General features: G+C 33.5%; 24 protein-coding genes and 1 tRNA gene. 21 read left to right on the forward strand and 4 right to left on the reverse strand.

What is annotated here, in order from left to right; genetic code table 11:
* The first annotated feature begins 3 nt into the window (after positions 1-3).
* The 5 genes from NO995_RS11405 to NO995_RS11425 all read left to right on the forward strand — a co-directional run bounded on the left by NO995_RS11405 (position 4) and on the right by NO995_RS11425 (position 4,828).
* Positions 4-696, forward strand: coding sequence for a cell division protein FtsQ/DivIB (locus NO995_RS11405; protein ID WP_308813197.1), 693 nt, complete (start codon positions 4-6; stop codon positions 694-696).
* A 3-nt stretch (positions 697-699) separates the two neighbouring features.
* Positions 700-2,046, forward strand: a complete 1,347-nt coding sequence (gene ftsA, locus NO995_RS11410) for a cell division protein FtsA (protein ID WP_240574679.1) — start codon at positions 700-702, stop codon at positions 2,044-2,046.
* 139 nt (positions 2,047-2,185) lie between these two features.
* On the forward strand, positions 2,186-4,144 hold the full coding sequence (gene ftsZ / locus NO995_RS11415) for a cell division protein FtsZ (RefSeq protein ID WP_258227637.1): 1,959 nt from the start codon (positions 2,186-2,188) through the stop codon (positions 4,142-4,144).
* 133 nt (positions 4,145-4,277) lie between these two features.
* A complete protein-coding gene (locus tag NO995_RS11420; protein ID WP_240574681.1) occupies positions 4,278-4,727 on the forward strand; it encodes a GatB/YqeY domain-containing protein in 450 nt (149 codons plus the stop codon).
* 27 nt (positions 4,728-4,754) lie between these two features.
* A tRNA-Arg gene (locus NO995_RS11425) sits at positions 4,755-4,828 on the forward strand.
* A 162-nt stretch (positions 4,829-4,990) separates the two neighbouring features.
* Here NO995_RS11425 and deoD read toward each other — a convergent pair.
* Positions 4,991-5,689, reverse strand: coding sequence for a purine-nucleoside phosphorylase (gene deoD / locus NO995_RS11430; RefSeq protein WP_258227638.1), 699 nt, complete (start codon positions 5,687-5,689; stop codon positions 4,991-4,993).
* Positions 5,690-5,897: 208 nt separating this feature from the next.
* On the opposite strand from deoD, the gene NO995_RS11435 reads away from it, so the two are divergent.
* From NO995_RS11435 to NO995_RS11450, 4 genes are all read left to right on the forward strand, one after another.
* Positions 5,898-6,347: an Hsp20/alpha crystallin family protein gene (locus NO995_RS11435; RefSeq protein ID WP_240574683.1), complete on the forward strand. Its 450-nt coding sequence runs from the start codon at positions 5,898-5,900 to the stop codon at positions 6,345-6,347.
* Positions 6,348-6,592: 245 nt separating this feature from the next.
* On the forward strand, positions 6,593-7,489 hold the full coding sequence (locus NO995_RS11440; protein WP_258227639.1) for a zinc-dependent peptidase: 897 nt from the start codon (positions 6,593-6,595) through the stop codon (positions 7,487-7,489).
* 74 nt (positions 7,490-7,563) lie between these two features.
* On the forward strand, positions 7,564-7,983 hold the full coding sequence (locus tag NO995_RS11445) for a CBS domain-containing protein (RefSeq protein WP_240574685.1): 420 nt from the start codon (positions 7,564-7,566) through the stop codon (positions 7,981-7,983).
* Between the two features lie 60 nt (positions 7,984-8,043).
* Positions 8,044-8,460, forward strand: a complete 417-nt coding sequence (locus tag NO995_RS11450) for a CBS domain-containing protein (RefSeq protein WP_240574686.1) — start codon at positions 8,044-8,046, stop codon at positions 8,458-8,460.
* Here NO995_RS11450 and rpe read toward each other — a convergent pair.
* From rpe to NO995_RS11465, 3 genes are all read right to left on the reverse strand, one after another.
* The gene (gene rpe, locus NO995_RS11455; protein ID WP_258227640.1) at positions 8,457-9,119 is read right to left on the reverse strand and encodes a ribulose-phosphate 3-epimerase; all 663 of its coding nucleotides are present in this window, start codon (positions 9,117-9,119) and stop codon (positions 8,457-8,459) included. The genes NO995_RS11450 and rpe overlap by 4 nt on opposite strands.
* A gap of 172 nt (positions 9,120-9,291) precedes the next feature.
* Complete coding sequence (locus tag NO995_RS11460) at positions 9,292-10,155, reverse strand: RNA polymerase sigma factor RpoD/SigA (RefSeq protein ID WP_042497104.1); 864 nt, start codon at positions 10,153-10,155, stop codon at positions 9,292-9,294.
* Between the two features lie 165 nt (positions 10,156-10,320).
* Complete coding sequence (locus NO995_RS11465; RefSeq protein ID WP_258227641.1) at positions 10,321-10,695, reverse strand: hypothetical protein; 375 nt, start codon at positions 10,693-10,695, stop codon at positions 10,321-10,323.
* Positions 10,696-10,869: 174 nt separating this feature from the next.
* Here NO995_RS11465 and NO995_RS11470 point away from each other — a divergent pair, with 174 nt between their 5' ends.
* From NO995_RS11470 to NO995_RS11525, 12 genes are all read left to right on the forward strand, one after another.
* Complete coding sequence (locus tag NO995_RS11470; protein WP_258227642.1) at positions 10,870-14,961, forward strand: two-component regulator propeller domain-containing protein; 4,092 nt, start codon at positions 10,870-10,872, stop codon at positions 14,959-14,961.
* 197 nt (positions 14,962-15,158) lie between these two features.
* Positions 15,159-15,314 carry a hypothetical protein gene (locus NO995_RS11475; RefSeq protein ID WP_240574690.1) on the forward strand — a complete coding sequence of 52 codons (156 nt, stop codon included), beginning with the start codon at positions 15,159-15,161 and terminating at the stop codon, positions 15,312-15,314.
* Positions 15,315-15,437: 123 nt separating this feature from the next.
* Positions 15,438-16,616, forward strand: a complete 1,179-nt coding sequence (locus tag NO995_RS11480; RefSeq protein ID WP_258227643.1) for an AraC family transcriptional regulator — start codon at positions 15,438-15,440, stop codon at positions 16,614-16,616.
* 125 nt (positions 16,617-16,741) lie between these two features.
* Positions 16,742-17,434 (forward strand): DUF6134 family protein, encoded by a 693-nt coding sequence (locus tag NO995_RS11485; protein ID WP_258227644.1) that lies wholly within the window; start codon positions 16,742-16,744, stop codon positions 17,432-17,434.
* A complete protein-coding gene (locus NO995_RS11490) occupies positions 17,431-18,108 on the forward strand; it encodes a CPBP family intramembrane glutamic endopeptidase (RefSeq protein ID WP_258227645.1) in 678 nt (225 codons plus the stop codon). Before NO995_RS11485 ends, NO995_RS11490 begins: the two co-directional genes overlap by 4 nt.
* On the forward strand, positions 18,105-19,088 hold the full coding sequence (locus tag NO995_RS11495) for an NAD-dependent epimerase/dehydratase family protein (protein ID WP_258227646.1): 984 nt from the start codon (positions 18,105-18,107) through the stop codon (positions 19,086-19,088). Before NO995_RS11490 ends, NO995_RS11495 begins: the two co-directional genes overlap by 4 nt.
* The gene (locus NO995_RS11500; protein ID WP_258227647.1) at positions 19,085-19,876 is read left to right on the forward strand and encodes an SDR family oxidoreductase; all 792 of its coding nucleotides are present in this window, start codon (positions 19,085-19,087) and stop codon (positions 19,874-19,876) included. The genes NO995_RS11495 and NO995_RS11500 overlap by 4 nt, the downstream gene beginning before the upstream one ends.
* A gap of 76 nt (positions 19,877-19,952) precedes the next feature.
* Positions 19,953-20,954, forward strand: a complete 1,002-nt coding sequence (locus tag NO995_RS11505) for an NAD-dependent epimerase/dehydratase family protein (protein WP_258227648.1) — start codon at positions 19,953-19,955, stop codon at positions 20,952-20,954.
* Positions 20,955-21,034: 80 nt separating this feature from the next.
* The gene (locus NO995_RS11510; RefSeq protein WP_258227649.1) at positions 21,035-21,481 is read left to right on the forward strand and encodes a hypothetical protein; all 447 of its coding nucleotides are present in this window, start codon (positions 21,035-21,037) and stop codon (positions 21,479-21,481) included.
* A 114-nt stretch (positions 21,482-21,595) separates the two neighbouring features.
* Positions 21,596-21,997, forward strand: coding sequence for a hypothetical protein (locus tag NO995_RS11515; RefSeq protein ID WP_258227650.1), 402 nt, complete (start codon positions 21,596-21,598; stop codon positions 21,995-21,997).
* A gap of 156 nt (positions 21,998-22,153) precedes the next feature.
* Positions 22,154-22,585, forward strand: a complete 432-nt coding sequence (locus NO995_RS11520) for a lipocalin family protein (RefSeq protein ID WP_258227651.1) — start codon at positions 22,154-22,156, stop codon at positions 22,583-22,585.
* Between the two features lies 1 nt (position 22,586).
* Complete coding sequence (locus tag NO995_RS11525; protein ID WP_258227652.1) at positions 22,587-23,141, forward strand: hypothetical protein; 555 nt, start codon at positions 22,587-22,589, stop codon at positions 23,139-23,141.
* The last annotated feature ends 4 nt before the right edge of the window (positions 23,142-23,145 follow it).

The raw sequence follows: 23,145 nt of genomic DNA on the forward strand, positions 1-23,145 counted from the left end.
AAAATGGGCGTGTTACTCATATTGGTTGGGTTTCTGTTTGCTTTTGCATCAAATAGAAATGCATCAAGAGTGGTTATGCATCCACACGTTAAATTTGTTGGAGAAGACAATTTATACATTACAGATGAGGCTGTTAGTAAATTGTTAATACAAAATTTTGGTGAAGTTAAAAATGTTGCTAAAGAAACTTTAGATTTGAATGAATTAGAGAATGCCCTAAAATCTAATCCAATGATCAAAAATGCAGAAGTGTATCTCGCTGTAAACGGAACACTTAATGCAGAAGTAGAGCAAAAAACACCTATTGCAAGAGTTAGCACCAATGCGTCTTATTACATAGATAGTGATGGCAAATACATGCCTTTATCTGGTAATTACTCCGCACGAGTGCCACTGGTTACTGGTTTTATTGAAAAAAATAATTTAGCAGAAGTTTATACTGTAGCCAAAAAGATTACAACCGATGATTTCCTTGAAAAACATGTCATAGAAATTTATCAAAGCAAAGACGAGAAAATATTTTTAAAACTCAGACAATGCAACTTTTTAGTACAGTTAGGCGATACTAAATTTTTAGATAAGAAGATTAATAATCTTAAAGCGTTCTATCAAAAGAATTTAAAAGAGAATACGCTTAAGAATTATAGTAAGGTCAATTTACAGTTTGACAACCAAGTAGTTTGTACCAAAATTTAAGCAATGGAGCATAATTTAGCAGTAGGATTAGACATAGGAACCACAAAAATTGTGGCCATGATTGGCCGTAAAAACGATTACGGTAAAGTCGAAATTTTAGGCATTGGTAGGTCTAAAAGTTTGGGTGTACATCGTGGTGTCGTTAATAATATTACGCAAACCATTCAATCTATTCAGCAGGCAGTTCAAGAGGCTGAAGCCGCTGCCGGTATGAAAATAGAAAATGTTACTGTCGGCATTGCAGGACAACACATTCGAAGCTTACAACACAGCGATTATATTACCCGAGCGAATTCTGAAACAGTTATCGACGATGACGATATCGACCGATTAATCAATCAGGTGCATAAGTTAGTGATGCTTCCTGGTGAAGAAATTATTCATGTATTACCACAAGAATATAAGGTTGATGGTCAGGCCGAAATTAAAGAACCTATTGGGATGTACGGTGGTCGTTTAGAAGCCAACTTTCATGTGGTTGTTGGTCAGGTGTCTTCTATTAGAAACATTGGGCGTTGTGTAAAAAGTTCCGGTTTAAATTTAGAAGGTATCACTTTAGAGCCGTTAGCATCAGCCAATGCGGTGTTAAGTCAGGAAGAAAAGGAAGCGGGAGTAGCGCTTATCGACATAGGTGGTGGTACAACCGATTTAGCTATTTTCAGAGATGGCATTATTCGTCATACAGCGGTGATTCCTTTCGGTGGTAATGTGATTACTGAAGACATCAAGGAAGGTTGCTCAATTATTGAAAAACAAGCCGAATTATTAAAAATAAAATTTGGGTCGGCATGGCCAGGAGAAAATAAAGATAATGAGATTGTTTCAATCCCGGGGTTACGTGGTCGTGAACCAAAGGAAATTACATTAAAGAACCTTTCGAAAATTATTCACGCACGTGTGGTTGAAATTATTGAGCAGGTTTACGTAGAAATTAAAAATTACGGACACGAAGAACAGAAAAAGAAACTTATTGCCGGAATTGTTTTAACAGGAGGAGGCGCTCAGTTAAAGCATTTAAAGCAATTGGTTGAATATATTACAGGTATGGATACCAGAATTGGGTATCCTAACGAGCATTTAGCTGGCGATAGTGATGATGAAATTACAAGTCCGTTATATGCGACAGCTGTAGGTTTAGTTTTAGACGGATTAAAACGTCAGGAACGCAGACGTGTAGAACAACAGGAAGAAGTTGTTGAAGAAGAAATTCCTGTTGTTGAAGATGCCGCAGAAATTGCGAAAGTTGAAGAACAAACGGAACAACCAGAACCACAACCTGTAAAGGAACGTCGTTCGTTTTTAGATAAATTAACAGAGCGCGTTAAAGATTTTTTAGATAACGCAGAATAAATCAACTTCTGAATTAGTAGTGCATTTTAGAAGTGAATTAATAAGAACCCGAGAGAAATCTCGACATTTTAAAACTCGATTATCGAGGAAGAAATAGAAGAATAAAGAAAAATTAAATTATACCAGTAAAACAGAATTTATGAGCAGCAAAAAAGAATTCGAAAGCATCGCATTTGATTTACCAAAAAATCAATCAAATGTTATTAAAGTTATTGGTGTTGGCGGTGGCGGTAGCAACGCTATCAATCACATGTTCCAACAAGGTATTAAAGGTGTAGATTTTTATATCTGTAATACCGATGCCCAGGCGCTTCAAAACAGTGGTGTGCCAAATAAAATCCAGTTAGGAGTAAATTTAACCGAAGGGTTAGGTGCAGGTGCCAATCCTGAAGTTGGTAAAAATTCAGCCGTTGAAAGTTTTGAAGACATTGCAACGATGTTAGATACCAACACAAAAATGGTGTTCATTACTGCCGGAATGGGTGGAGGTACAGGTACAGGTGCTGCGCCTATTATTGCTAAAATGTCTAAAGACTTAGATATTTTAACAGTAGGTATCGTTACTATGCCATTTCAGTTCGAAGGTAAAATGCGTATTGAACAAGCGCAAAAAGGAATTGAAGAATTAAGAGATGTAGTTGATTCGTTAATTGTAATAAACAACAACAAACTACGTGAAGTTTATGGAAACCTTGGGTTTAAAGCCGGGTTCTCTAAAGCCGACGAAGTGTTATCCACAGCTGCTCGTGGTATAGCCGAAGTTATTACACATCACTACACTCAAAATATCGATTTACGTGATGCTAAAACGGTATTAAGTAATAGTGGAACTGCTATCATGGGGTCGGCAATTGCTGCTGGACAAAACCGTGCTCAAGATGCTATTCGTAAAGCTTTAGATTCTCCTTTATTAAACGATAATAAAATTACAGGAGCTAAAAACGTATTATTATTAATCGTTTCAGGTTCGCATGAAATTACCATTGATGAGATTGGAGAAATCAACGATCACATTCAAAATGAAGCAGGTCATGGTGCCAATATCATTATGGGGGTTGGTGAAGACGATGCTTTAGAAGAATCAATCGCAGTAACTATCATTGCAACGGGTTTTAATGTAGAGCAACAAGACGAGATTTCTAATACCGAGACTAAAAAAGTAGTGCACTCGTTAGGTAGTGATGATACAGAAACTAAAACGCCTGTAGCTAAAACTAAAGATCCGGTAATAATCGAGCCTATTATAGAGTTAGAAGTAAAGAAAGAACCACCTGTGGTTAGACATACTTTAGATTTTGATGTGGAAGAGGAGGAGTCTGTTTTCGAAAAAAAGCAGGAAACCAACCAAAAGCCTGTAAATGATTTCGATATCATTCCAACGTCACAATTTATTAGAAACATTAATGTGCAATACGAAGAAGTAAAGGCACATATTGAAGAGGACGACGATTTTGTTATCAAACCGGTAACCAGAATGTCGAAACCAGAACCGATTGTTGATGTTGATGAGGAAAAACAAATCACTTTAACCTTCGATTTACCAATTTTAAACGAAGAAAAAGAACAACCAAAACAAACGCAAGAGCCATTACGTTTTGATTTGAATGAAGAAGTGAAGCAAATTCAGGTTAATGATTATGTAGAGCTTATTCCGGTAAACGAAACCAGTGAAAAAGGTGATATTCGTTATGCATTGGAAGATTATGCAGAGCCAGAAACCTCAAAAGCTAAGAAGCAGGTTAATGTTTTAGAAGATTACGATCAAGATGTGGTTTTCGAGAAAAAGGTGATTAAACAGGAAGTTTCTGAAGCCAATCCGGCCGAAGAAATTGATCCTATGAACAGTCCGATTTCAGATATGTTAAAAGAACGTGCTGAAGAACGCAGACGTAAAATGAAAGACTTTAACTATAAGTTTAATAATGCAAAAATAGACGATATAGAAAAAGTTCCGGCTTACAAGCGTCAAGGTGTAAATTTAAACGAAGCCAGACATTCATCGGAAACCAATATGTCAAGAACCAGCGTTGGTCTGGACGATAACGATGATATTCAATTAAGAAGTAATAATTCATTCTTACATGACAATGTAGATTAATTTAGTACACTACCCTTTCTATGTTATGGATCCCGTAAAGTCCCTCTCTCAGCTTTACGGGTTTTTTTATGCCTCTAAATCGGGTAACGAAACTATTTTTCTTATTATATTCGCAATCAAATAAAATATACCAATGAGTTTACAACAAGATATCATGACGGCGTTAAAGGAAGCCATGAAAGCTAAAGACCAAACAGCTTTAACGGCTTTAAGAGCAGTAAAATCAGCTATTTTATTAGCGCAAACCGAAGCGGGCGCTCAAGAAGGTTTAACCGAAGAGCAAGAGCTTAAAATGCTTCAGAAATTAGTTAAGCAACGTAAAGACAGCGCTACTATTTATTTAGAGCAAGGACGTGAGGATTTAGCAGCTCCTGAGTTAGCAGAAGCTGAAGTTATCAGTCAGTTTTTACCGGAAGCTTTATCGGAAGAAGAAATCGAGAAAATAGTACTGAAAGTTATTGCTGAAACTGGCGCTGAAGGTATGAAAGATATGGGTAAAGTAATGGGGGTTGTATCTCAGGAATTGGCAGGAAAAGCCGATGGAAAAACCATATCGACTATTGTTAGACAAAAATTAGCATAACAATATGGTCTCTTAAAAAGAGATACTGGCTGCGTAGTTCAACTGGATAGAATATCAGATTTCGGCTCTGAGGGTTGGGGGTTCGAATCCCTTCGCGGTCACGAATAAATAAAAACACCCTACGTCAAATCAAGCTTGCTTGAATTTGTAAGTGAGGTGTTTTTATTTTCAAAGCGGAACGATTTGGGAAATGTAATCCTCTTAAAAGGATTCACATTATAAAAACGCTATGTAATTTAAAAAAGTTACATAGTGTTTTTGTTTTAACCAATATTCAAAGCTATCTCAATCATTTTATCAAAGGTACTTTCACGTTCTTTCGCACTAGTTGTTTCTTTGGAGACTAAAGAGTCTGAAATGGTTAAAATAGTTAAAGCATTCACATTGCTTTTTGAAGCGATACTATAAAGACCTGCGGTTTCCATTTCAACACAAAGAACACCATAGTCTGCCCAGATTTTATAAAACTCCGGATTGTCATCATAAAACACATCGGCAGTTAATACATTTCCGGCATGGAAAGGAATTTGATTCGCTTTAGCATAATCAATAGCTTTTTCAAATAGATTATAGCTTGCCGTTGGCGCATACGTATAAGGACTAAATTTTTGGGCGTTAATGGCTGAGGTGGACGAAGCTGCCATCGCAATAACAATATCTTTTAGCTTTACATGTTTTTGATAAGATCCGGCGGTACCGACGCGAATCAGGTTTTTAACCCCATAATCGTTAATCAGTTCATGATAGTAAATTAGCGCAGATGGTACGCCCATTCCTGAAGCCTGAACAGAAATACGCTTGCCTTTATAATATCCTGTGAAGCCAAACATCCCTCGAACCTTATTATAACAAACCACATTCTCTAAAAAAGTATTGGCAATCCATTGTGCACGTAATGGATCTCCAGGTAATAAAACAGTTTCAGCAATAGCTCCTTTTTCGGCTTCAATATGCACACTCATCCTAAAATTGATATTTAAAATTATAGATTTTTAAAGTTAGCGATTATCATTTAATCCATTACTGACAAACGTCATAAAGGTTAGTTTACAACGTCAATTTCTTTTAAATTTATTCGGATAAACGCTCATTAACTGATATTTATCATATTATAAAGAGTTCTTAAATGCTACATTAGAGCAGTAAATTAATAATCAAAAATTAATTGTCATGTCACTAACAAAGTTTAACAACCGAAACAGATTATTTCCTTGGAATAATCTTGACTTAAAGAGTTTTTTAGGCTCTGATGACTTTTTTAATTCAGATTTTTTTGCAGAAGAAGGATTGATGCCCGCAATGAACGTTAAAGAACATCATACCGATTTTGAAATTGAATTTGCTGCCCCAGGATTCAATAAAAAAGATTTTGAAGTGACTATTGAAGACAATGTCTTGTATGTAAGTGGTGAGAAAAAAATGGAAAAAGAGGAGAAAGAAGATAACTATACCCGTCAAGAGTTTAGTTATAATTCTTTTAAACGCTCTTTAAGACTTCCAGAAACCGTAGATGTTAGTAAAGAGATTGAAGCGACTTACAAAAACGGCATTTTAAAATTAAACCTTTTAAAAAAAGAACCTGTTAAAGAGATTCCTAAAAAGGTAGTAGAAATTAATTAACGAATTTATAAGTAGAAAGTCTTTTCAGGCTTTCTACTTAACGCTTTTAAATCAATTGTTGAACTAATCTTTATCTATATGGGAAAGGGCTTTTATAATTAGTTACGCAGTATAATCTATTTGTTATTGAGAGGAAGAGTTATATAGCAAATAGCAATTTTTTTTTTGCCTTACCGTTCGCGGTAAGGCTTTTTTTCTTGTTAATTATAGGTTTTTAAGAGTTTGCATAACGACAAGCCGTTTTTTTGATTAAGTTAGCCAATGTAACCCCAAATACATTAAGTTATTTTATGTTGAATCTGGTACTATCAAGGGATGTGGATATGAGTAGTATGGTACTACTTGGTATTTTAGTTGTTTTCCTTTTAGGGATTATTTTTAATTATATCTTTAAAATGGTGGAGATGGCTTATGTGATGAAGTACAGAAAACCCATGTATAATCATGTATATCTTTATTTAAAGCGTCTGGATAAAAGTCAACGTTTAATTCTTGAGAAACAATTTACTTTTTATAATAAACTACCAAACAAATCTAAACGTTATTTTGAACACCGTGTGTTTCGCTTTATCGAGGATAAAGAATTTATAGGTAGATCAGGTGTTGAAATAAACGATGAAATAAAGGTTTTAATTTCAGCCACAGCTGTGATGCTTACTTTCGGTTTTAGAGATTTTTATATCGGTCTGATTTCTAAAATTGTTGTTTATCCGACAAAGTTCTATTCAAAAACCAATGATGCCTATCACAAGGGAGAGTTTAATCCTAAATTGGAAGCTTTAGTAGTGTCTTGGGAAGATTTTAAAGAAGGGTATAAAACAGCAGACGATAATTTAAACCTGGGAATCCATGAGCTAACCCATGCCATACATATTAATAGCATAAAAGAGCGCGATGTGAGCTCTACAATCTTCAGTGATACGTTTAAAGAATTATCAGATTTACTGGTTAATGATGAAGCCCTTCGAGCTCGTTTAATGACCTCGGGTTACTTCAGAAAATATGCTTTCACCAATCAGTTTGAATTTTTAGCAGTAGTCATTGAAAACTTCATAGAAACCCCTAATACTTTCCAGTTAGAATTTCCTGAAATCTATGTGAAGGTTAAACAGATGCTTAACTTCAATATAGTAGGATATTAGAATTATAACATGATTTTTATCATGAAACTTTAACAGGGTCTTTGCTAATTTTATGGTGTAAAACAGTAAAGAAGATGATACGTACTACACCAGTTTCGATGATAATGACAACGCCTGTTATTACATTAAAAGAGAATGATAATTTAGATACTGCCGAGCACCTTTTTAAAACTCATCATATAAGACATATACCCATAGTTTCTGGGTTTTATCTAAGAGGTATGTTAAGTTATAATGATTTGCTGAGATTAAGTTTTGCAGATTTAACAGAGGACCAACAGGATGATGCGGATGTTTTGGTGTACAAAATGTTTAAAGTTAAACAAGTTATGACTAAAAACGTTTTGACGGTCACTTCAACAAGTACTATAAAAGAAGTGGCAGAAATATTTGCCGAACACGAGTTTCATGCCTTGCCGGTTGTAGATAGTAATAGACTGGTAGGTATTGTAACCACAACAGATTTGATAAAGTATTTACTAAATCATTTTTGATTGTAAGGCCCAAGCTTAAAACCAACCACTAATAATATATAACCAAAAAACTAATAGACTATGAACGCTTTAATACCTGTGGCAGATATTATGACGAAAAATGTCATAGCTCTGAATAGAACGGACGATTTAGAACGTGCCGAAATGCTTTTTAATAAATACCGTATTAAGCATATTCCCGTTGTGGGAGCAGATGTTGTAATTGGTATGCTAAGTTTTACTGATCTTCAAAAAATAAGTTTAGCTGAAGCTACCGCTGATGAACACGATATCAATACGGTTGTTTATAACAGCTATACCATTGAGCAAGTGATGACAAAAAATGTCATTACCATTACAGCAGATACAACTATTAAAGAAGCAGCTACTATTTTGGCAAATAGTTCATTTCATGCACTTCCCGTTGTTGAGGAAGGCATGTTAATTGGTATTGTTACAACAAGAGATTTGTTGAAGTACTTTGTGAAAAAATATTAAGAGTTAGCGATTTCTCTTAAATCTTTTATCGTTTCAATTGGTGTTTCACTTTTGAATACGTAGCTACCGGCAACTAAAACATCGGCGCCGGCATCAACTAATGCCTTGGCGTTTTTGTTAGTTACTCCACCGTCAATTTCAATGATGGTCGAGGCGCCTTTGCGTTCAATTAATGCTTTAAGCTGTTTTACTTTTTCGTAAGTGTTTTCAATAAAGCTTTGACCTCCAAAACCTGGGTTAACACTCATAATAAGCACTAAGTCAATATCGTTGATAGTGTCTTCTAAAAGGTTCACATTAGTGTGTGGGTTTAAGGAAACTCCGGCTTTCATACCTTCGGATTTAATAGCTTGAAGAGTACGGTGTAAGTGAGTACAGGCTTCATAATGTACTGTTAATACATCGCTGCCTAAGTCTGCAAAGGTTTTAATGTATCGGTCAGGATCTACAATCATTAAGTGTACATCCAGAGTTTTTTTAGTATGTCTGCCAATAGCTTCTAAAACAGGCATACCAAAAGAAATGTTAGGAACAAAAACACCATCCATGATATCTATATGAAACCAATCGGCATCACTTTGATTAACCATTTCAATATCGCGTTGAAGGTTAGCAAAATCTGCAGCTAATAACGATGGGGCAATTAATTTAGAATTCATGTTGTGTTGTGTTTTTGTAAATTTTTTGCAAATATAGAAAAGCTTGTAACTAAATAGGTTAAATAATATATAAAAATAAACCCCCGGTAATCAGCCGGGGGTTCTTTCATCAATCAAAAAACGAACAGTTATGTGTAACTGTTGTTACGTTTATTTAGTCGTAAAAAGTTTACTAACCTAAATATGTTTTTAATATTTTACTTCTAGACGTATGTTTTAATCTACGAATAGCTTTTTCTTTAATTTGTCTAACACGCTCACGAGTTAAATCGAAGGTTTCTCCAATTTCTTCAAGCGTCATTGGGTGTTGATTTCCTAAACCAAAATACAGACGAATTACGTCGGCTTCACGAGGCGTTAAAGTTTCCAGAGCACGTTCAATCTCGGTACGAAGCGATTCGTGTAATAATTCTCTATCTGGGTTTGGCGACTCACCACTATTTAATACGTCGTATAAGTTAGAATCTTCACCTTCAACCAATGGTGCATCCATACTTACGTGACGACCTGAGTTTTTCATAGACTCCTTAACATCGTTAATAGTCATGTCTAACTCTTTTGCAATTTCTTCAGCACTTGGCGGACGTTCATGGCTTTGCTCTAAGAAAGCGAAGGTTTTATTAATTTTGTTAATTGAACCAATTTTGTTTAAAGGCAAACGTACAATACGTGATTGCTCTGCTAATGCCTGTAAGATAGATTGACGAATCCACCAAACAGCATACGAGATGAATTTAAAACCACGAGTTTCATCGAAACGCTGAGCGGCTTTAATTAACCCCAGGTTACCTTCGTTAATTAAATCGGGAAGGGTTAAACCTTGGTTTTGGTATTGTTTAGCTACCGATACAACGAAACGTAAATTAGCTTTTGTTAATTTCTCTAAAGCTACCTGATCTCCAGCTTTAATACGTTGTGCTAATTCTACTTCTTCGTCGGCTGTAATTAAGTCAACTTTACCAATTTCTTGTAAATACTTATCTAGCGAAGCTGTTTCTCTATTGGTAACCTGCTTCGTAATTTTAAGTTGTCTCATTTAAAAAGTGCTCCTGTAAATAATTATATGAATATTACTTTTGTATATAGTTATACGTAATAAGGCAAAAAAATGTTACAAAAATTATTAAATTCTTTTTTTTGTCCTCTTTTTAAGACACAGAATTTTGGCTGAAGTCACAGGTTTTAAACGGTTTCAGAAGTTTTAAAGTTTAATTAAATTTTCATTGTTTAGATTGATAGAATTTAACATTTCCTGAGTAAATGCATAATGCCCACGCGTAGTAATTAGTCTAAACCTTGAAGATTTCATGGCACTTAGAGCATTTAGAAAAATCCATTTTGATTTTAACAGATTGGGTTTTTCAGATTTTAAGCTGATATCAAAATAATATTTACGCCCCTCTTTTATAGCAACTACATCTGGAGTTATGGAGATGTTGCTGCCAGATTTTGTATAGGATTTTGGGGTTTCGTAACCGTCGATATCGGCTTTGATGTGCTCAAAACCGTGGTTCTCTAAATACTGAATGGAATTTTTTAGAATGTCTGAATATTTTGCTTTGTCTTCGTAAATCATAATGCGTAAGATAGTGAAAATGAGAGTTAAATGAAAATAATGTAAGAGGTTTAACGAATTTTTAAAAGAGCATCAAGAATAAATATCTTCTAAATTGTAGACAATGGGTATTTTATTTTTTGTTAAATTTAATATTATAAGATGTTCTTAATGAGAATGTTTTATGTTTAGATTATGAGAAAATTATTGGAGATAATGTTATTGAAAAGAGATAAAAAATATATCTGTTTATGGTTATGTCTAATGATGTTTTCCAGAATGTTTTTAGCTGCGCAAACCAAGATATATAGAATTAAACACTTTAGTCTAAATGATGGGATGTCTCAGGTTTCTGTTAACGATTTGGCTGTTGATAAACAGGGATTTGTTTGGGTAGGTACTGCCGATGGGTTAAATCGTTTTGACGGAACTATTTTTAAAGAGTATAGAAATCGTGTTGCCGATAGTTTAAGCCTTTCCGGAAATTATATTTCTGGAATGGCATTAGACTTCAAAGGGCTATTATGGGTTGGTACCAAGGGAAACGGGTTATGTGTTTATAGTACTTTGAATGATAGGTTTGACAGAATTGATTTGCATGGAACGCTTTCTAAAGAAATAATAACAGATATAAGTCCGGAAGCAGGGGGGAATATTTTAGTGGCTACCAGAAATAATGGGATTTATAATGCAAACCCGTTTAATAGAGGGGTAGATGGGTATGTTGCTGAACAGGTTTACGATGCGAATGAGGTTACTTGTTTTTATAAAGATGATTATGGTTGGATTTGGATAGGGGATGTAAATGGACAAGTGAAAGGGTTTAAACAACTCAATCAAAATCCTGAAGTTAATATGTCATTAGAGGGGAATATACAGGCGTTTTACAGGGTAGGAAATCAGCTCTTTATAGGAAGTTATGAGGGTTTTTATATATATGACATAGATAAAGAAACTTTTAAAAATGTTGAATTAGAGACTTCAGGCGCCTTTAAAACAATGCATGTTGTTGATTTTTTGGAGGAGGGCAAAAATCAAATATGGGTGGCTACGGGAAGAGGGTTGTATTTATTTAATTCGTTGAACAACCAGGTACTTCATAAAATTGAATATTTAGAAGAGTCCGATAAAGGGTTAACCAATAATACTGTTCAATCTCTACATAGATTATCGGATAAAAAAATATTAGTAGGAACAGCTAGCGGACTTAATATTTTAGATTTTCAAGAGCCCTATTTTAAGAATATATCTAAAAGTAAAAAGGGGAGGCAGGTGTTAAATGACGACGTTATTTTTTCTGTTTATAAGGATGACGATAATTTATGGATAGGAACATCTGATGGTGGTTTAAACTTAATAACTCCTAAAAAGGTTTACCATTATATCGATAATAAAAATACAGCAAATTCTATAGCTGGTTCGGTTGTTAGAGCTATAGTTCACGATATAAGGAATCAGAGAATGTGGTTTGGTACCACTCGAGGGTTGAGTATGATTAATTTAAAAACCTTTAATCCAAACCAGCCTGTATTTAAAAACTTTTATTATGATGCAGGAAATTCTAATTCTATAAATATGAATTTTGTGATGGATTTAGCCTTAGATGACAAAAATAATCTTTGGGGGGCTACTTATGAACAAGGAATTTTTAGATTGGAATACGAGCAGGATGGTACTTTTAATGTGATTCGTTATTATAACGATAGCGATGACGAAAATTCATTGGTAAGTAATGCCACGCAATGTATTCGTGTTGATAAACAAAACCGAATTTGGATAGGAACTCAAAATGGATTGAGTCAATTGTCCTTTCAAAAAGAGCCGTATAGTGCCCCTATTTTTTTAAATTATAAACGAAATGACTCTTTAGAAAATACATTAGCTCATAATGCAATAAATGATATAGTCTTCGATAATTACAATCGGGTTTGGTTAGGCACGCGCAATGGACTTAGCTTGTTGAAAGCCGATAATACTTTTCAATCTTGGAGAAAACAAAAACAATTTCCAAATGATTTAATTTATAGTATTCAAGACGATTTGGAAGGTAATTTATGGTTGGGTACCAATAACGGGATTGTTAAATTCAATACAAAAACCTACCGTTTTTCTCATTATGATGAGGCCGACAATATACAAGGGAAAGAGTTTGATTCTCATGCAAGATTTAGAGATGTTTCAGGAAATATTTATTTGGGAGGTATCGATGGGCTTAGTTATTTTAACCCCGAAGATTTTGACACGTTAGATGCACCCCAGAAATTATATTTTTCAAATTTAAGGGTGAAAGATAAAACTATTGAAGCCACTGAAGCATCAAACACTATTTTTACTAAAGCCTTAGAAAAGTCCAGTCAATTAACATTCAATTATGACCAGTTTCCATTTTATTTGTCGTTTTCTTCAATAGATTTCCGATTAGATAAAAATATTCAATATGCATACAAGCTTTTACCTCAAGATAAAGCCTGGAACTTTTTAACAAATAATGAAATTCAGTTTTTAAATCTGTCATCTGGAGATTATACTTTACAGGTTAATGGGTTTTCTCGAGGGCAGGAGTGGGCCTCAAAGCCTTTAGAAATGCATTTAATTATTAAAGCACCTTGGTGGTCAACTAAAACGGCTTATTTTATTTACTTTTTAATTTTTGTTCTGTCGGGTTACTGGTTTTATAATTTTACTGTATCACGAAAACTGGCACTTTCAGAAAGCAAAAGACTTCAGGAGATCGATAGCCTTAAAAATTCACTTTATACTAATATAACCCATGAGTTTAGAACCCCACTGACAGTGATTTTGGGGTTAATTGATGAGTTAAAATCAGAGACAAATAAGCAGGAATTAAAAGCGTTGTATAAACCTTTGGAAGTTATACAACGTAATGCAGGAAGTCTTTTGAAACTGGTAAATGATATGCTCGATTTAACCAAGCTCGAAAGTGCTCAAATGGAACTTGATCTGGAGCAATCTGATATTGTATCATATCTGAAATATTTATTTGAGAGTTTTGAGTCTTTGGCAAAAGACGAACAGATTCGTTATGAGTTTCATTCCAGAGAAGAATATTTTTTAATGGATTTTGATAAGGATAAATTAGTCATTATAGTGACTAATTTATTGATGAATGCTATAAAATTCACATCGGCTAATGGGGCGGTAACCATGCAACTGAGTACTTTAAAAAGTACTTTAGGGTGCTATTTTGAAATGCAGGTTATTGATACGGGTATTGGACTATCAAAGGAAGAAATGACGTTAGTATTTGAAAAATTTTATCAAGTAGATTCCTCGATCTCCAGACATTATCAAGGCACTGGGATAGGTTTGGCTTTGGTGAAGGAATTGGTGCTGCTGATGGAAGGCGAGATACAGGTATCTAGTGAGGTGAGTAAAGGTAGCACGTTTTCAATTTTATTACCAGTTAAAAATGAAGCTGAGATTGTTCATAGTAATATTGAAACGTACGAAAATGGAATTCAAAATATAAAGCAAAACGTTGTTAGTTATGAAATTGAGAGTCAACAGGACATTGACCAGCCTATAGCTTTAATCATTGAAGACAATAAAGACATAGTGTATTATTTAAAAATGTGTTTAACTGAAGATTATCTTATACATCATGCACCTAACGGAAAAGACGGGTTAGATATGGCGTATAAATTAGTGCCCGATGTTATTATATGTGATGTCATGATGCCCATAAAAAACGGGTTTGAAGTTTGTAGGGAATTGAAAAGTAATGTAATAACTGATCATATTCCGATAATTTTACTAACAGCAAAGTCCTTAGAAGAAGATCGGTTAGAGGGGTTAACCTGTGGGGCTGATGCCTATTTAATTAAACCATTTAATAAGGAGGAATTGCTTGTAAGGTTAAATCGTTTGGTTGAACTGCGCAAACGCATGATAGATAAATTTCGTGGCAGTTACACTGAATTCATATCAAGAGAAACTGAGCCTAAAACCGAAGTGAAATTTGTAAATAAAGTCATTTCTGTTATTCATGAAAATATAGATGATAGTCATTTTAATTCAGCTCAATTGGCTCAGATTCTACATATGAGTGAATCGCAATTATACAGGAAATTAAAGGCGGTAACCGATAAATCTACAGCCATATTTATACGCAGTGTTCGTTTACAGAAGGCTAAAATGTTAATCCGGACTACCGATAAAACCATTTCAGAAATAGCGTATGCTGTTGGGTTTAATGATCCTTCTTGGTTTAGTCGGGTATTTAAGGAAGAATTCGGGTTTTCTCCAAGCGACCTGGGGAAAAGTTGAATTTGATAAAACTCAAATAACTTCAAGAGTTTGCACAAATAATACATGGTTTTGACTAAATACTGAAAGTCTTTTTTTTATCGATTAAATACCTTTATTGGGCAATCGTTTCGTAATATAGGCTAGTTGCACTTCCCTAGCAAAACAGAAAATCTATTAGTAGCCTTTAGTGAACTATTCATGTAAAAAATTAGATTATGAAAACACAATTACATCTTCAGAAAAAAGGCTTCGTAAACTTTATTCAAAATGCCATAGACTTATATGTTCATTATGTAGTTATTCGCGAAACCTACAAGAAACATGTCTTAAAAAAAGAAGTTAAAAATGTCTCAAAGCATGCTGTCAATTAATTTTACAGTTGAGGATAATGCTGTTTTTCTTTCAAATGGTTTGCTTAATTTTTAGTATTTTAGATTAAAGGATTTAAAATATTGAAGATAAGATAATTAATTTGTTAAAGTTAAGAAGTAGGTATGAGTTTAGTTTCTGTTATAAACTTTCTACTCATTGCAGGAGTGCTGCAAGGTTTTGGATTTAACCTTGTAACTTTTGGTGTGAAAAGGAAATTCAATCCAACAGTTTTATATTTAAATTTAATTGTCTTAGCTATTTCATTAAATAATTTACAGGCATGGTTGAGGTATAAGGATTATTTAGGTAGTTTAATAACTTGGGGACTAATTGAGGAGCATTCAGCGATTAGATTTGTTCTTAATAATTTAGAGGTACCCTGGCATATTTTTATTGTTCCTATGTTTTATGCATTTACCGTTCATTATTTTAGGATTGAAGATAAAGTCTATAAATATATAAAACCAACTATAATTCTTTTTGTTGCAGAGATCGTTATAAGATTAGGAATAATAGTATTCGATTTTGATCCTTACATGGAAGAAGATTCCCCTTTAATTACCAAATGGTTTTTTATTGAAAATATAATAAACTTAGGATATTCGCTTTTCATGTTTCTCAATGCTTGTTTAATCATTTTTAAAAAGCATTATCTGTTAGATTACATTGTATCTTATGATGATTTAAACTGGATAAAGTGGTTTGTCCGTTTAGGTGTTTTGAATATAGGATTATGGGGTTTGGCTTTACTGTTTCATATTGCAACAGGGGAAAGAACAGCCTACTTACCTTTAAATTTTTGTACCTCGGTTTTGCTGTATTGGTTGGGGTATCAAGGATTTTATAAATATACCATAGTGAGTGATCGTATTTCATTAAGATCAAAAATTGCGAATGATGATATTTTAACAAAATCAGTTAGCCAAAATGGTAACGAAGAAGGCGATGATTTTTTCAATGAAAAACATCAAGCCGATTTTGCTAAAATAAAGGCTCATATAGTAAAAAGAAAGCTATATCTCGATCCACTCCTAAGTATGGAAGCGGTGGCGTCAGATTTAGGGATGAGCAAAAGCTATTTTTCAAAACTAATCAATTCCTACAGCGACTACAATTTTTCAGATTTTATCAATTCGTTACGTGTAAAACAGGCCAAAAAGTTTTTGTCTAACGATGAATTTAGCGAATATACTATTGTAGCCATTGGTTTAGAATGCGGTTTCAATTCAAAATCTACTTTTTATTCAGCATTTAAAAAGTTTACCTCAGTTACGCCAACCATTTACAGAAGCCAGTTTTAGGCGTTTATATGTCCGAAATTATCTTTGGATATCCCAATATGTGTAGTATAGAATTTATCGGATAACCGATTTGAAAGGCTCTCCTAATTTTACGATTAGAATTATTAATCTAAAATTTAAGAGTCATGATACCAGCACTAATTTTATATCTCATACGAAGAATGAAGTATGGTTCAGATGCTTCAACCGATTTTAGGAAATTTCGGGATATCGTACTTAAAATCAAGTCTTTTTTGTTCTTTTTTATAGTAAGTTCTTCTTTTGCGTACAATACAGTAAACACTTCAGAAGCCTTAACCTATAAAATTGTAAAAAATAATACAACTATTGGTTTTATAAACATTGAAAAGCAGGTTGAAAGTGATGTAACAACCTATGTTTTAAAGAGTCATGTTGAAGCCAAGTTTCTTGTTAATATAAGTATTCTATGTAATGAAAAAACGATTTACAAAAATGGGGTTTTAATTTATTCATCGGTATATCGAAAAGTAAATGGAAAGGTGAAAGCAAATCATAAATTATTGCGTGAATCTGGTCGATATACTTTGTTTTATGATAATAAAAAACAGCTGTTAGAACTGGATGAATTGACTCAGAATTTAATCACTCTATATTTTGAAGAGCCCAAAACAATTCGCAAAATCTATTGTGACAACCAGAAACAGGAAATAGTTGTAACACCTCTAAATAAAGGGTGTTATCGAGTAGATTTTGAAAAGGGAAAATACAATGTATTTCATTATAAGAATGGAGAATGCGTTAAAATAGATGCTGTAAGCAAACTGTTTAATGTTACTTTAATACCTGTTTCATCATGAAAACTGAAGTTGTTAAATGGATTTTAGTAATAAGCTTCTCAGCATATTTTTTAATTAGTTGGGTTTTTAAAAAGCTTCATTTGAATAATCTTGTAGTTTCTTTACAAGTTGTAAGTGGCTTACGTTTACTAAACTTAAAACACGTCTTAGGAATTATATTTTTTGGTGTTTTGCCTTTTGTGCTAATCCCAGATTCAAGGTTTTTGATCCTTAGCATAAAAGAGTTAAATACGCCGACATTAATACTTTTTTTGTTTTTGACGTTTTTATGTGTTTATGTTAGCTGTTTAGGTGTTAAGAATAACGATGAGGTTATAAGTGCTAACGAAACTTGTTTATACCGTCTTTCTGAATCTATAGGTTACTTCGCAGTTCGGTTTATATTCTTACTATGTTACGAATTCTTTTTTAGAGGCATTATGCTTTTTTACTTTTTAGAATCGTATGGCTTAACCTTATCTATTGGGTATGTTACTTTTTTTTATGTGCTTATCCATGTGTTTGATTCAAAACGTGAAATGCTAGGCGCCATTCCATTTGGGATTGTTTTGTGTTTGTTTAGCTATTATACTAATAGTGTATGGTATGCATTTGTACTGCATTTAGTGCTATCAGCAGTTTATGAAATTTCTGTTTTCTATCGTTTAACCTTAAAAAATAAATTATTGTCATGAAAGTATTAGTTACAGGTTCAACAGGTTATATAGGTCATCAATTGGCATTGACCTTGGCTAAAGAACACATTACGGTACACGCATTGTGTAGAGATATTCATTCGCTAAAAGTTCCATTACACGAAAAAATAGTTTTATTTGAGGGTGATATTTGTAATAAGACTTCATTAAAAAGAGCTATTAAAGATTGTGATTATGTGTTTCATACAGCGGCATATACCAATTTAAAATGTAAAAGCATCCAAAATTTTTACCAGGCTAACGTTATTGGAACAGAGAATTTACTTGAAGTTTCATTACAACATGGTATTAAAAAGTTCGTGTTTACAAGTAGTTTGTCGGTTTATGGGCCATCGTATAAAGATATACCTATTACAGAAGAACAACCTCGATTATCATCTTATGCTAATGATTATGAGCTTACTAAAAGTATGGCAGAAGAAAGGGTCGCTGCATATGCAAAGCAAGGTTTGCCTTATGTTATTTTAAATGTCTCCAAGGTGTACGGACCTGGAGTTAAAACGTTTTCTAATGGAGTTAACCGTTTAATAGAGCTCATAGCAAAAAAGAATGTTTTGTTTGTGCCTAATAGAATAGAGGTGACGTCAAATTATGTCTACATCAAAGATGTTGTAAAAGCACATATAAAAGCAATGAAGCGTAATCTAGCTAATGAGAAGTATATAGTAGGCGGCGATAATATAAGTTATAGTAGATTATTTGAAAAGATAAAAACACTCACTAAAAGTCAGACTAAAATAGTAAAGTTTAATTATGGACTGGTTAAGACCTGTTTGGCTGTTAGTAGTTTTTTAGGGAACATCATCGGGAAGTCTGGTTTGTCTCCTCAAGTTTTGGAGGCTTTATTTGTATGTAGGAATTCATTATCTGATAAAGCCAAAAGGGAATTGAAATATAGAACGACATCCTTAGAAAAAGGATTGATTGAAACCATAAATAGTCTAAAAGTTGAATCATGAAAACATACGCGTTAATAACAGGAGCAAGTCAAGGGTTTGGTAAGGCTATGGCCTTGGAATTTGCAAAAAGAGAAATGAATTTAATATTGGTAGCATTACCAAATTCCGGATTGAAAAAAGTGTCAGATTTTATAGAACAACATCTTCAGGTTCGTGTACATTGTTTAGAATTCGATCTCAGCTTTACCGAAAGTTGTTATGCTGTTGCTCGCTATATTGAAACACATAATCTGCCAGTTAAATATTTAGTGAATAATGCAGGCGTATTAAGTCGTGGCTTATTTTCCGGGTTAGATGAAAATTACATTTTAAAGCAAATCGATGTTAATGTTATGACGCCGACTTTGTTGATTAAATTACTTTTAGCCAACCTTAAAAGAAATGCTCCGTCTGGTATATTAAATATAAGTAGTATGGCAAGTTTTTTTGCCTTGCCAAAGAAACAGGTTTATGGAGGAACCAAGGCATACTTAACATCTTTTTCAAGGAGTTTAGCCAAAGAATTAAAGCCAGATAATGTGTCGGTGACAATCATCTGTCCGGGGGGATTAAATACCACCACAAGGTTGTGTTACCAAAACAGATTGATGGGGTGGGTTACAAGACAGTCTGTATTAAACCCTGAAGATGCGGCAACAATTGCTGTAGAGGCATTGCTTAAAGGAAAAGCAATGGTGGTGCCAGGGTTTATAAATAAATGTCTTATGGTTTTAGATAAGTTATTGCCTGAAATTATTAAAGATAAACTGGCAGAAAGAGAGATAAATAAATTACCGGTCTCGACTTAGATTAGTATGAATGTTTTTATTAAGGACTTTTTTAAGGAAGACATGTCGTGCATTTTAACCTGAAAATTATTTAGTAATGTCTAATGGAATTACAGTTTTAGTAACAGGAGCAAGCGGATTATTAGGAACGAATACAGTTCTTGAATTATTGACTCACGGATATCAGGTGGTTGGTTTGGTAAGATCTAAGAGTAGGTTTAAAGGGGGTGAACATAAAAATTTAAGATTGATAAAAGGAGATCTTTTAAATGAGAAGACCATGGAGCGGGTTATAAAAGGTTGTGATTATGTAGTGCATGCAGCTTCATTAACCAATCCTGAAATTTTAAATTATGGAGAATTTCAAGATGTTAATATACAGGGAACCAAAACGATTGTTCAATTTGCAATAAAACATAAGATTAAAAGAATTATTTACATCAGTACTGCAAATGTGTTTGGGTATGGAACCTTAGACGATTTAGGAAATGAGTTAAAAGCTATAAAGAAACCATTCTCAAAATCATTGTATTCAAAAAGTAAGTTAGAAGCTCAGGAGTTTGTTTTATCTAAAGCAAACGATATTGAAGTAGTTGTTCTTAATCCTTCTTTTATAATTGGGGCTTACGATACTAAACCAACTTCGGGTAAATTGGTGTTGCTGGGTTTAAATAAACGGTTTGTTTTTCATCCACCGGGAGGTAAGAGTTTTATTTGTGCACAAGATGTGGCAAAAGGTATTGTAAAAGCAATAACGAACGGGAAAAATGGTGAAGCCTATATTTTATCAAATGAAAATTTAAGCTTTAAAAATTTTTTTAAGCTTTTAAATGAGAAACAATCAACTAAGGCAGTATTGGTTGAAATTCCAAAAGTGGGTCTGCTTTTTATGGGATTTATTGGAGATCTTTTAAGACGACTTCAATTTAAGATTCCTTTTTCTTCTAATAACATGAAAATCCTTTGTGCAAGCAGTTTTTATTCCAATGTTAAGGCAAAAAAAGAACTAGGTCTTACATTTTCTCCAATTGAAAAAGGACTGAAGGAAGCAGTTGTTTGGTTCATCACTAATGAAAATATGAAAAGAAAAATGTCCTAAATTATCTATATACAACATTTTAGGATATTCAATTTAATATAAACTCGAAATTTGCTTTATCGAAATCTAAATTCAGAATTATGAAAGTATCCTGTATAATTAAGGCGTACCGATTTAGACAACTCCTGTATATATTGCTGTTTATTTTAAATGCAATATTTATTAGTTGCCGAGTTGATGAAGATTTCAATTTGGAATGTATTGGGAATGTAAAAGCAAGTCTTCCAAGTCATCAGTTTAAAAAAGGTTATATCGACCAGTATTATGATGATAAAATTATAGCATCTGTCGATAATGAACCACATGACGATTATTATGAATATTATTTTACGGTAGAAGGTCGCATACCATCCGGAATAGAAATTGTTTATGATTATAGAACGGTTTCGTTTCAAGGTATTCCAACACAAACAGGAAGATTTAAGTTTAAGGTGTATTTAGATATCGATCCGCGTTATCCAGAAAGTTTAATCTGTATAGATTATAGTACGAGTCGAGAGTACGACATAGAAATCCTTTCGAATTAGTACGAATAAAAAGTGTCCAAGTTTTTCTATGATGTAAAATTCTGGATATTGAATAGGTTGTAAGTGGGTAGTTTTACAAAGCAATTAAAGATATAATGTAAAACCATAATAGTCATGAAAACATTGAAGCAGCTCATATTGATTTTGACACTGACTGTTCATTGTTATGCGCAAAAGGAACAAGTGGTGTTTCCTGAAATCCGGTTAAATCATCTTTTCGCACAACAAGTCAACTTCAATTCTGAAATCATAATTCATGACAACTTTAAGTTTTGTGCCGAACCTCAGTTTGGAGGTTTGTTTGAAAAATCATTTAAATACATCGAAGGTGTAGCTAACTTCAATCAGTTTTATAATTATTTCGATTTTGGTTTGAATTTGGGAATCAAACATAAGATAAACAGAGACTTGAAGTTAAAAGGAATTTGCAACCTAGGTATGCTGAGGTTTAGGAGTTTTGATGCGGTTAAACCCGATAATTACCTCGTGAAAATATCGCTGAGTTATGTTTTTTAACCATTACCTGAAAAAATACTGCTACGGTATGACAGAATAGTAAAAGGCTTTTTAGTTGATTTGTTCTAATATTGATTAAATCAGGATATTATAATTAAACAACAATTTAGAGTGTAATAAATAAATTAAAACGCGATGAAAAATTTAATTAAATGCATGCTTATATTTCTTGTTGCCGCAGGATGCAGTTCCAGTGATGATAACGATGATGTTAAAGCTAATTCTAGTTTATTGGTAGGAGAATGGAAACCTTTGAAGTTTGTTTATGTATGTTCTGAATTGGAAGAGGTGGAAAATTCAACAGCCTGTGAGCAAACCGGAAGATTAACGATGCGAACTAATGGCACATGGACAGAAACATATTATTATGAATATGATGATGTTTGTGAGTATGATGGAGAGTCCAGCGGTACATGGAAGATAGTTAATGATAAATTAATTATAACAGAAAGTGGTTTTGGAGAGATTGAGATCTCCTTGTTTGAAGTAACAGAAAGTACTTTGAAAGTTGGTCAATATGATAGTGAGTTATGCGATGTAGCTGATGATAATGCTCATTATTATGGTGAGTACATAAGAGTAAAATAAAATGAGAAGGCTAACCACGCTCGTAATTATAGTGCTCTTTCAATCACTTTTAAGTATCGCACAAGAAGATAAGGCTCCTGTGTTTTCGGTGAGTGTAGGAGGTGGTTTTTATAGTTATTTTTCGAGCGATACGCACTATTCCGGCGAAGATCATTCTAAGAAGCAGTCTGTTTTCAATATAAATGGAGATATAGCACTTTGGTTAGATCGGTATATTTTTTCGTTTTACTTTTCTTCAGGTCTAGGAGATGTTGCTACAGACAACAAAGTGAATTATTCAGAATACAATATAACCGTTGGTATGGAATTTATAAGTAAAGATTGGTTTGCTTTAGAAGGTCATTTCGGTATGGGGTATTTTCAAACGAAACAAGAATATTATTATTTAGATGGAGAAATAGATCAACAGAACACACTGGGGTTTCCTTTTAGAATTAAGGCAAATGCTTATTTAAGTAAACACTTTGCAATAGGAATAAACCCTAATGTGAATATTAATTTTGATGCAGATTATTCTATTGTAGCGATTAACCTAATAACCCAATATAGGTTTTAAGTAA

The sequence above is a fragment of the Aestuariibaculum sp. M13 genome (genome assembly GCF_024723255.1).
In the GTDB taxonomy this organism is placed as follows: Bacteria; Bacteroidota; Bacteroidia; order Flavobacteriales; family Flavobacteriaceae; genus Aestuariibaculum; species Aestuariibaculum lutulentum.

Excerpts from the sequence above, each read along its gene's own strand:
- NO995_RS11405 (WP_308813197.1), top strand. The coding sequence starts at position 4 with ATGGGCGTGTTACTCATATTGGTTGGGTTTCTGTTTGCTTTTGCATCA.
- ftsA (WP_240574679.1), top strand. The coding sequence starts at position 700 with ATGGAGCATAATTTAGCAGTAGGATTAGACATAGGAACCACAAAAATT.
- ftsZ (WP_258227637.1), top strand. The coding sequence starts at position 2,186 with ATGAGCAGCAAAAAAGAATTCGAAAGCATCGCATTTGATTTACCAAAA.
- NO995_RS11420 (WP_240574681.1), top strand. The coding sequence starts at position 4,278 with ATGAGTTTACAACAAGATATCATGACGGCGTTAAAGGAAGCCATGAAA.
- deoD (WP_258227638.1), bottom strand. The coding sequence starts at position 5,689 with ATGAGTGTGCATATTGAAGCCGAAAAAGGAGCTATTGCTGAAACTGTT.
- NO995_RS11435 (WP_240574683.1), top strand. The coding sequence starts at position 5,898 with ATGTCACTAACAAAGTTTAACAACCGAAACAGATTATTTCCTTGGAAT.
- NO995_RS11445 (WP_240574685.1), top strand. The coding sequence starts at position 7,564 with ATGATACGTACTACACCAGTTTCGATGATAATGACAACGCCTGTTATT.
- NO995_RS11450 (WP_240574686.1), top strand. The coding sequence starts at position 8,044 with ATGAACGCTTTAATACCTGTGGCAGATATTATGACGAAAAATGTCATA.
- rpe (WP_258227640.1), bottom strand. The coding sequence starts at position 9,119 with ATGAATTCTAAATTAATTGCCCCATCGTTATTAGCTGCAGATTTTGCT.
- NO995_RS11460 (WP_042497104.1), bottom strand. The coding sequence starts at position 10,155 with ATGAGACAACTTAAAATTACGAAGCAGGTTACCAATAGAGAAACAGCT.
- NO995_RS11465 (WP_258227641.1), bottom strand. The coding sequence starts at position 10,695 with ATGATTTACGAAGACAAAGCAAAATATTCAGACATTCTAAAAAATTCC.
- NO995_RS11470 (WP_258227642.1), top strand. The coding sequence starts at position 10,870 with ATGAGAAAATTATTGGAGATAATGTTATTGAAAAGAGATAAAAAATAT.
- NO995_RS11475 (WP_240574690.1), top strand. The coding sequence starts at position 15,159 with ATGAAAACACAATTACATCTTCAGAAAAAAGGCTTCGTAAACTTTATT.
- NO995_RS11480 (WP_258227643.1), top strand. The coding sequence starts at position 15,438 with ATGAGTTTAGTTTCTGTTATAAACTTTCTACTCATTGCAGGAGTGCTG.
- NO995_RS11485 (WP_258227644.1), top strand. The coding sequence starts at position 16,742 with ATGATACCAGCACTAATTTTATATCTCATACGAAGAATGAAGTATGGT.
- NO995_RS11490 (WP_258227645.1), top strand. The coding sequence starts at position 17,431 with ATGAAAACTGAAGTTGTTAAATGGATTTTAGTAATAAGCTTCTCAGCA.
- NO995_RS11495 (WP_258227646.1), top strand. The coding sequence starts at position 18,105 with ATGAAAGTATTAGTTACAGGTTCAACAGGTTATATAGGTCATCAATTG.
- NO995_RS11500 (WP_258227647.1), top strand. The coding sequence starts at position 19,085 with ATGAAAACATACGCGTTAATAACAGGAGCAAGTCAAGGGTTTGGTAAG.
- NO995_RS11505 (WP_258227648.1), top strand. The coding sequence starts at position 19,953 with ATGTCTAATGGAATTACAGTTTTAGTAACAGGAGCAAGCGGATTATTA.
- NO995_RS11510 (WP_258227649.1), top strand. The coding sequence starts at position 21,035 with ATGAAAGTATCCTGTATAATTAAGGCGTACCGATTTAGACAACTCCTG.
- NO995_RS11515 (WP_258227650.1), top strand. The coding sequence starts at position 21,596 with ATGAAAACATTGAAGCAGCTCATATTGATTTTGACACTGACTGTTCAT.
- NO995_RS11520 (WP_258227651.1), top strand. The coding sequence starts at position 22,154 with ATGCTTATATTTCTTGTTGCCGCAGGATGCAGTTCCAGTGATGATAAC.
- NO995_RS11525 (WP_258227652.1), top strand. The coding sequence starts at position 22,587 with ATGAGAAGGCTAACCACGCTCGTAATTATAGTGCTCTTTCAATCACTT.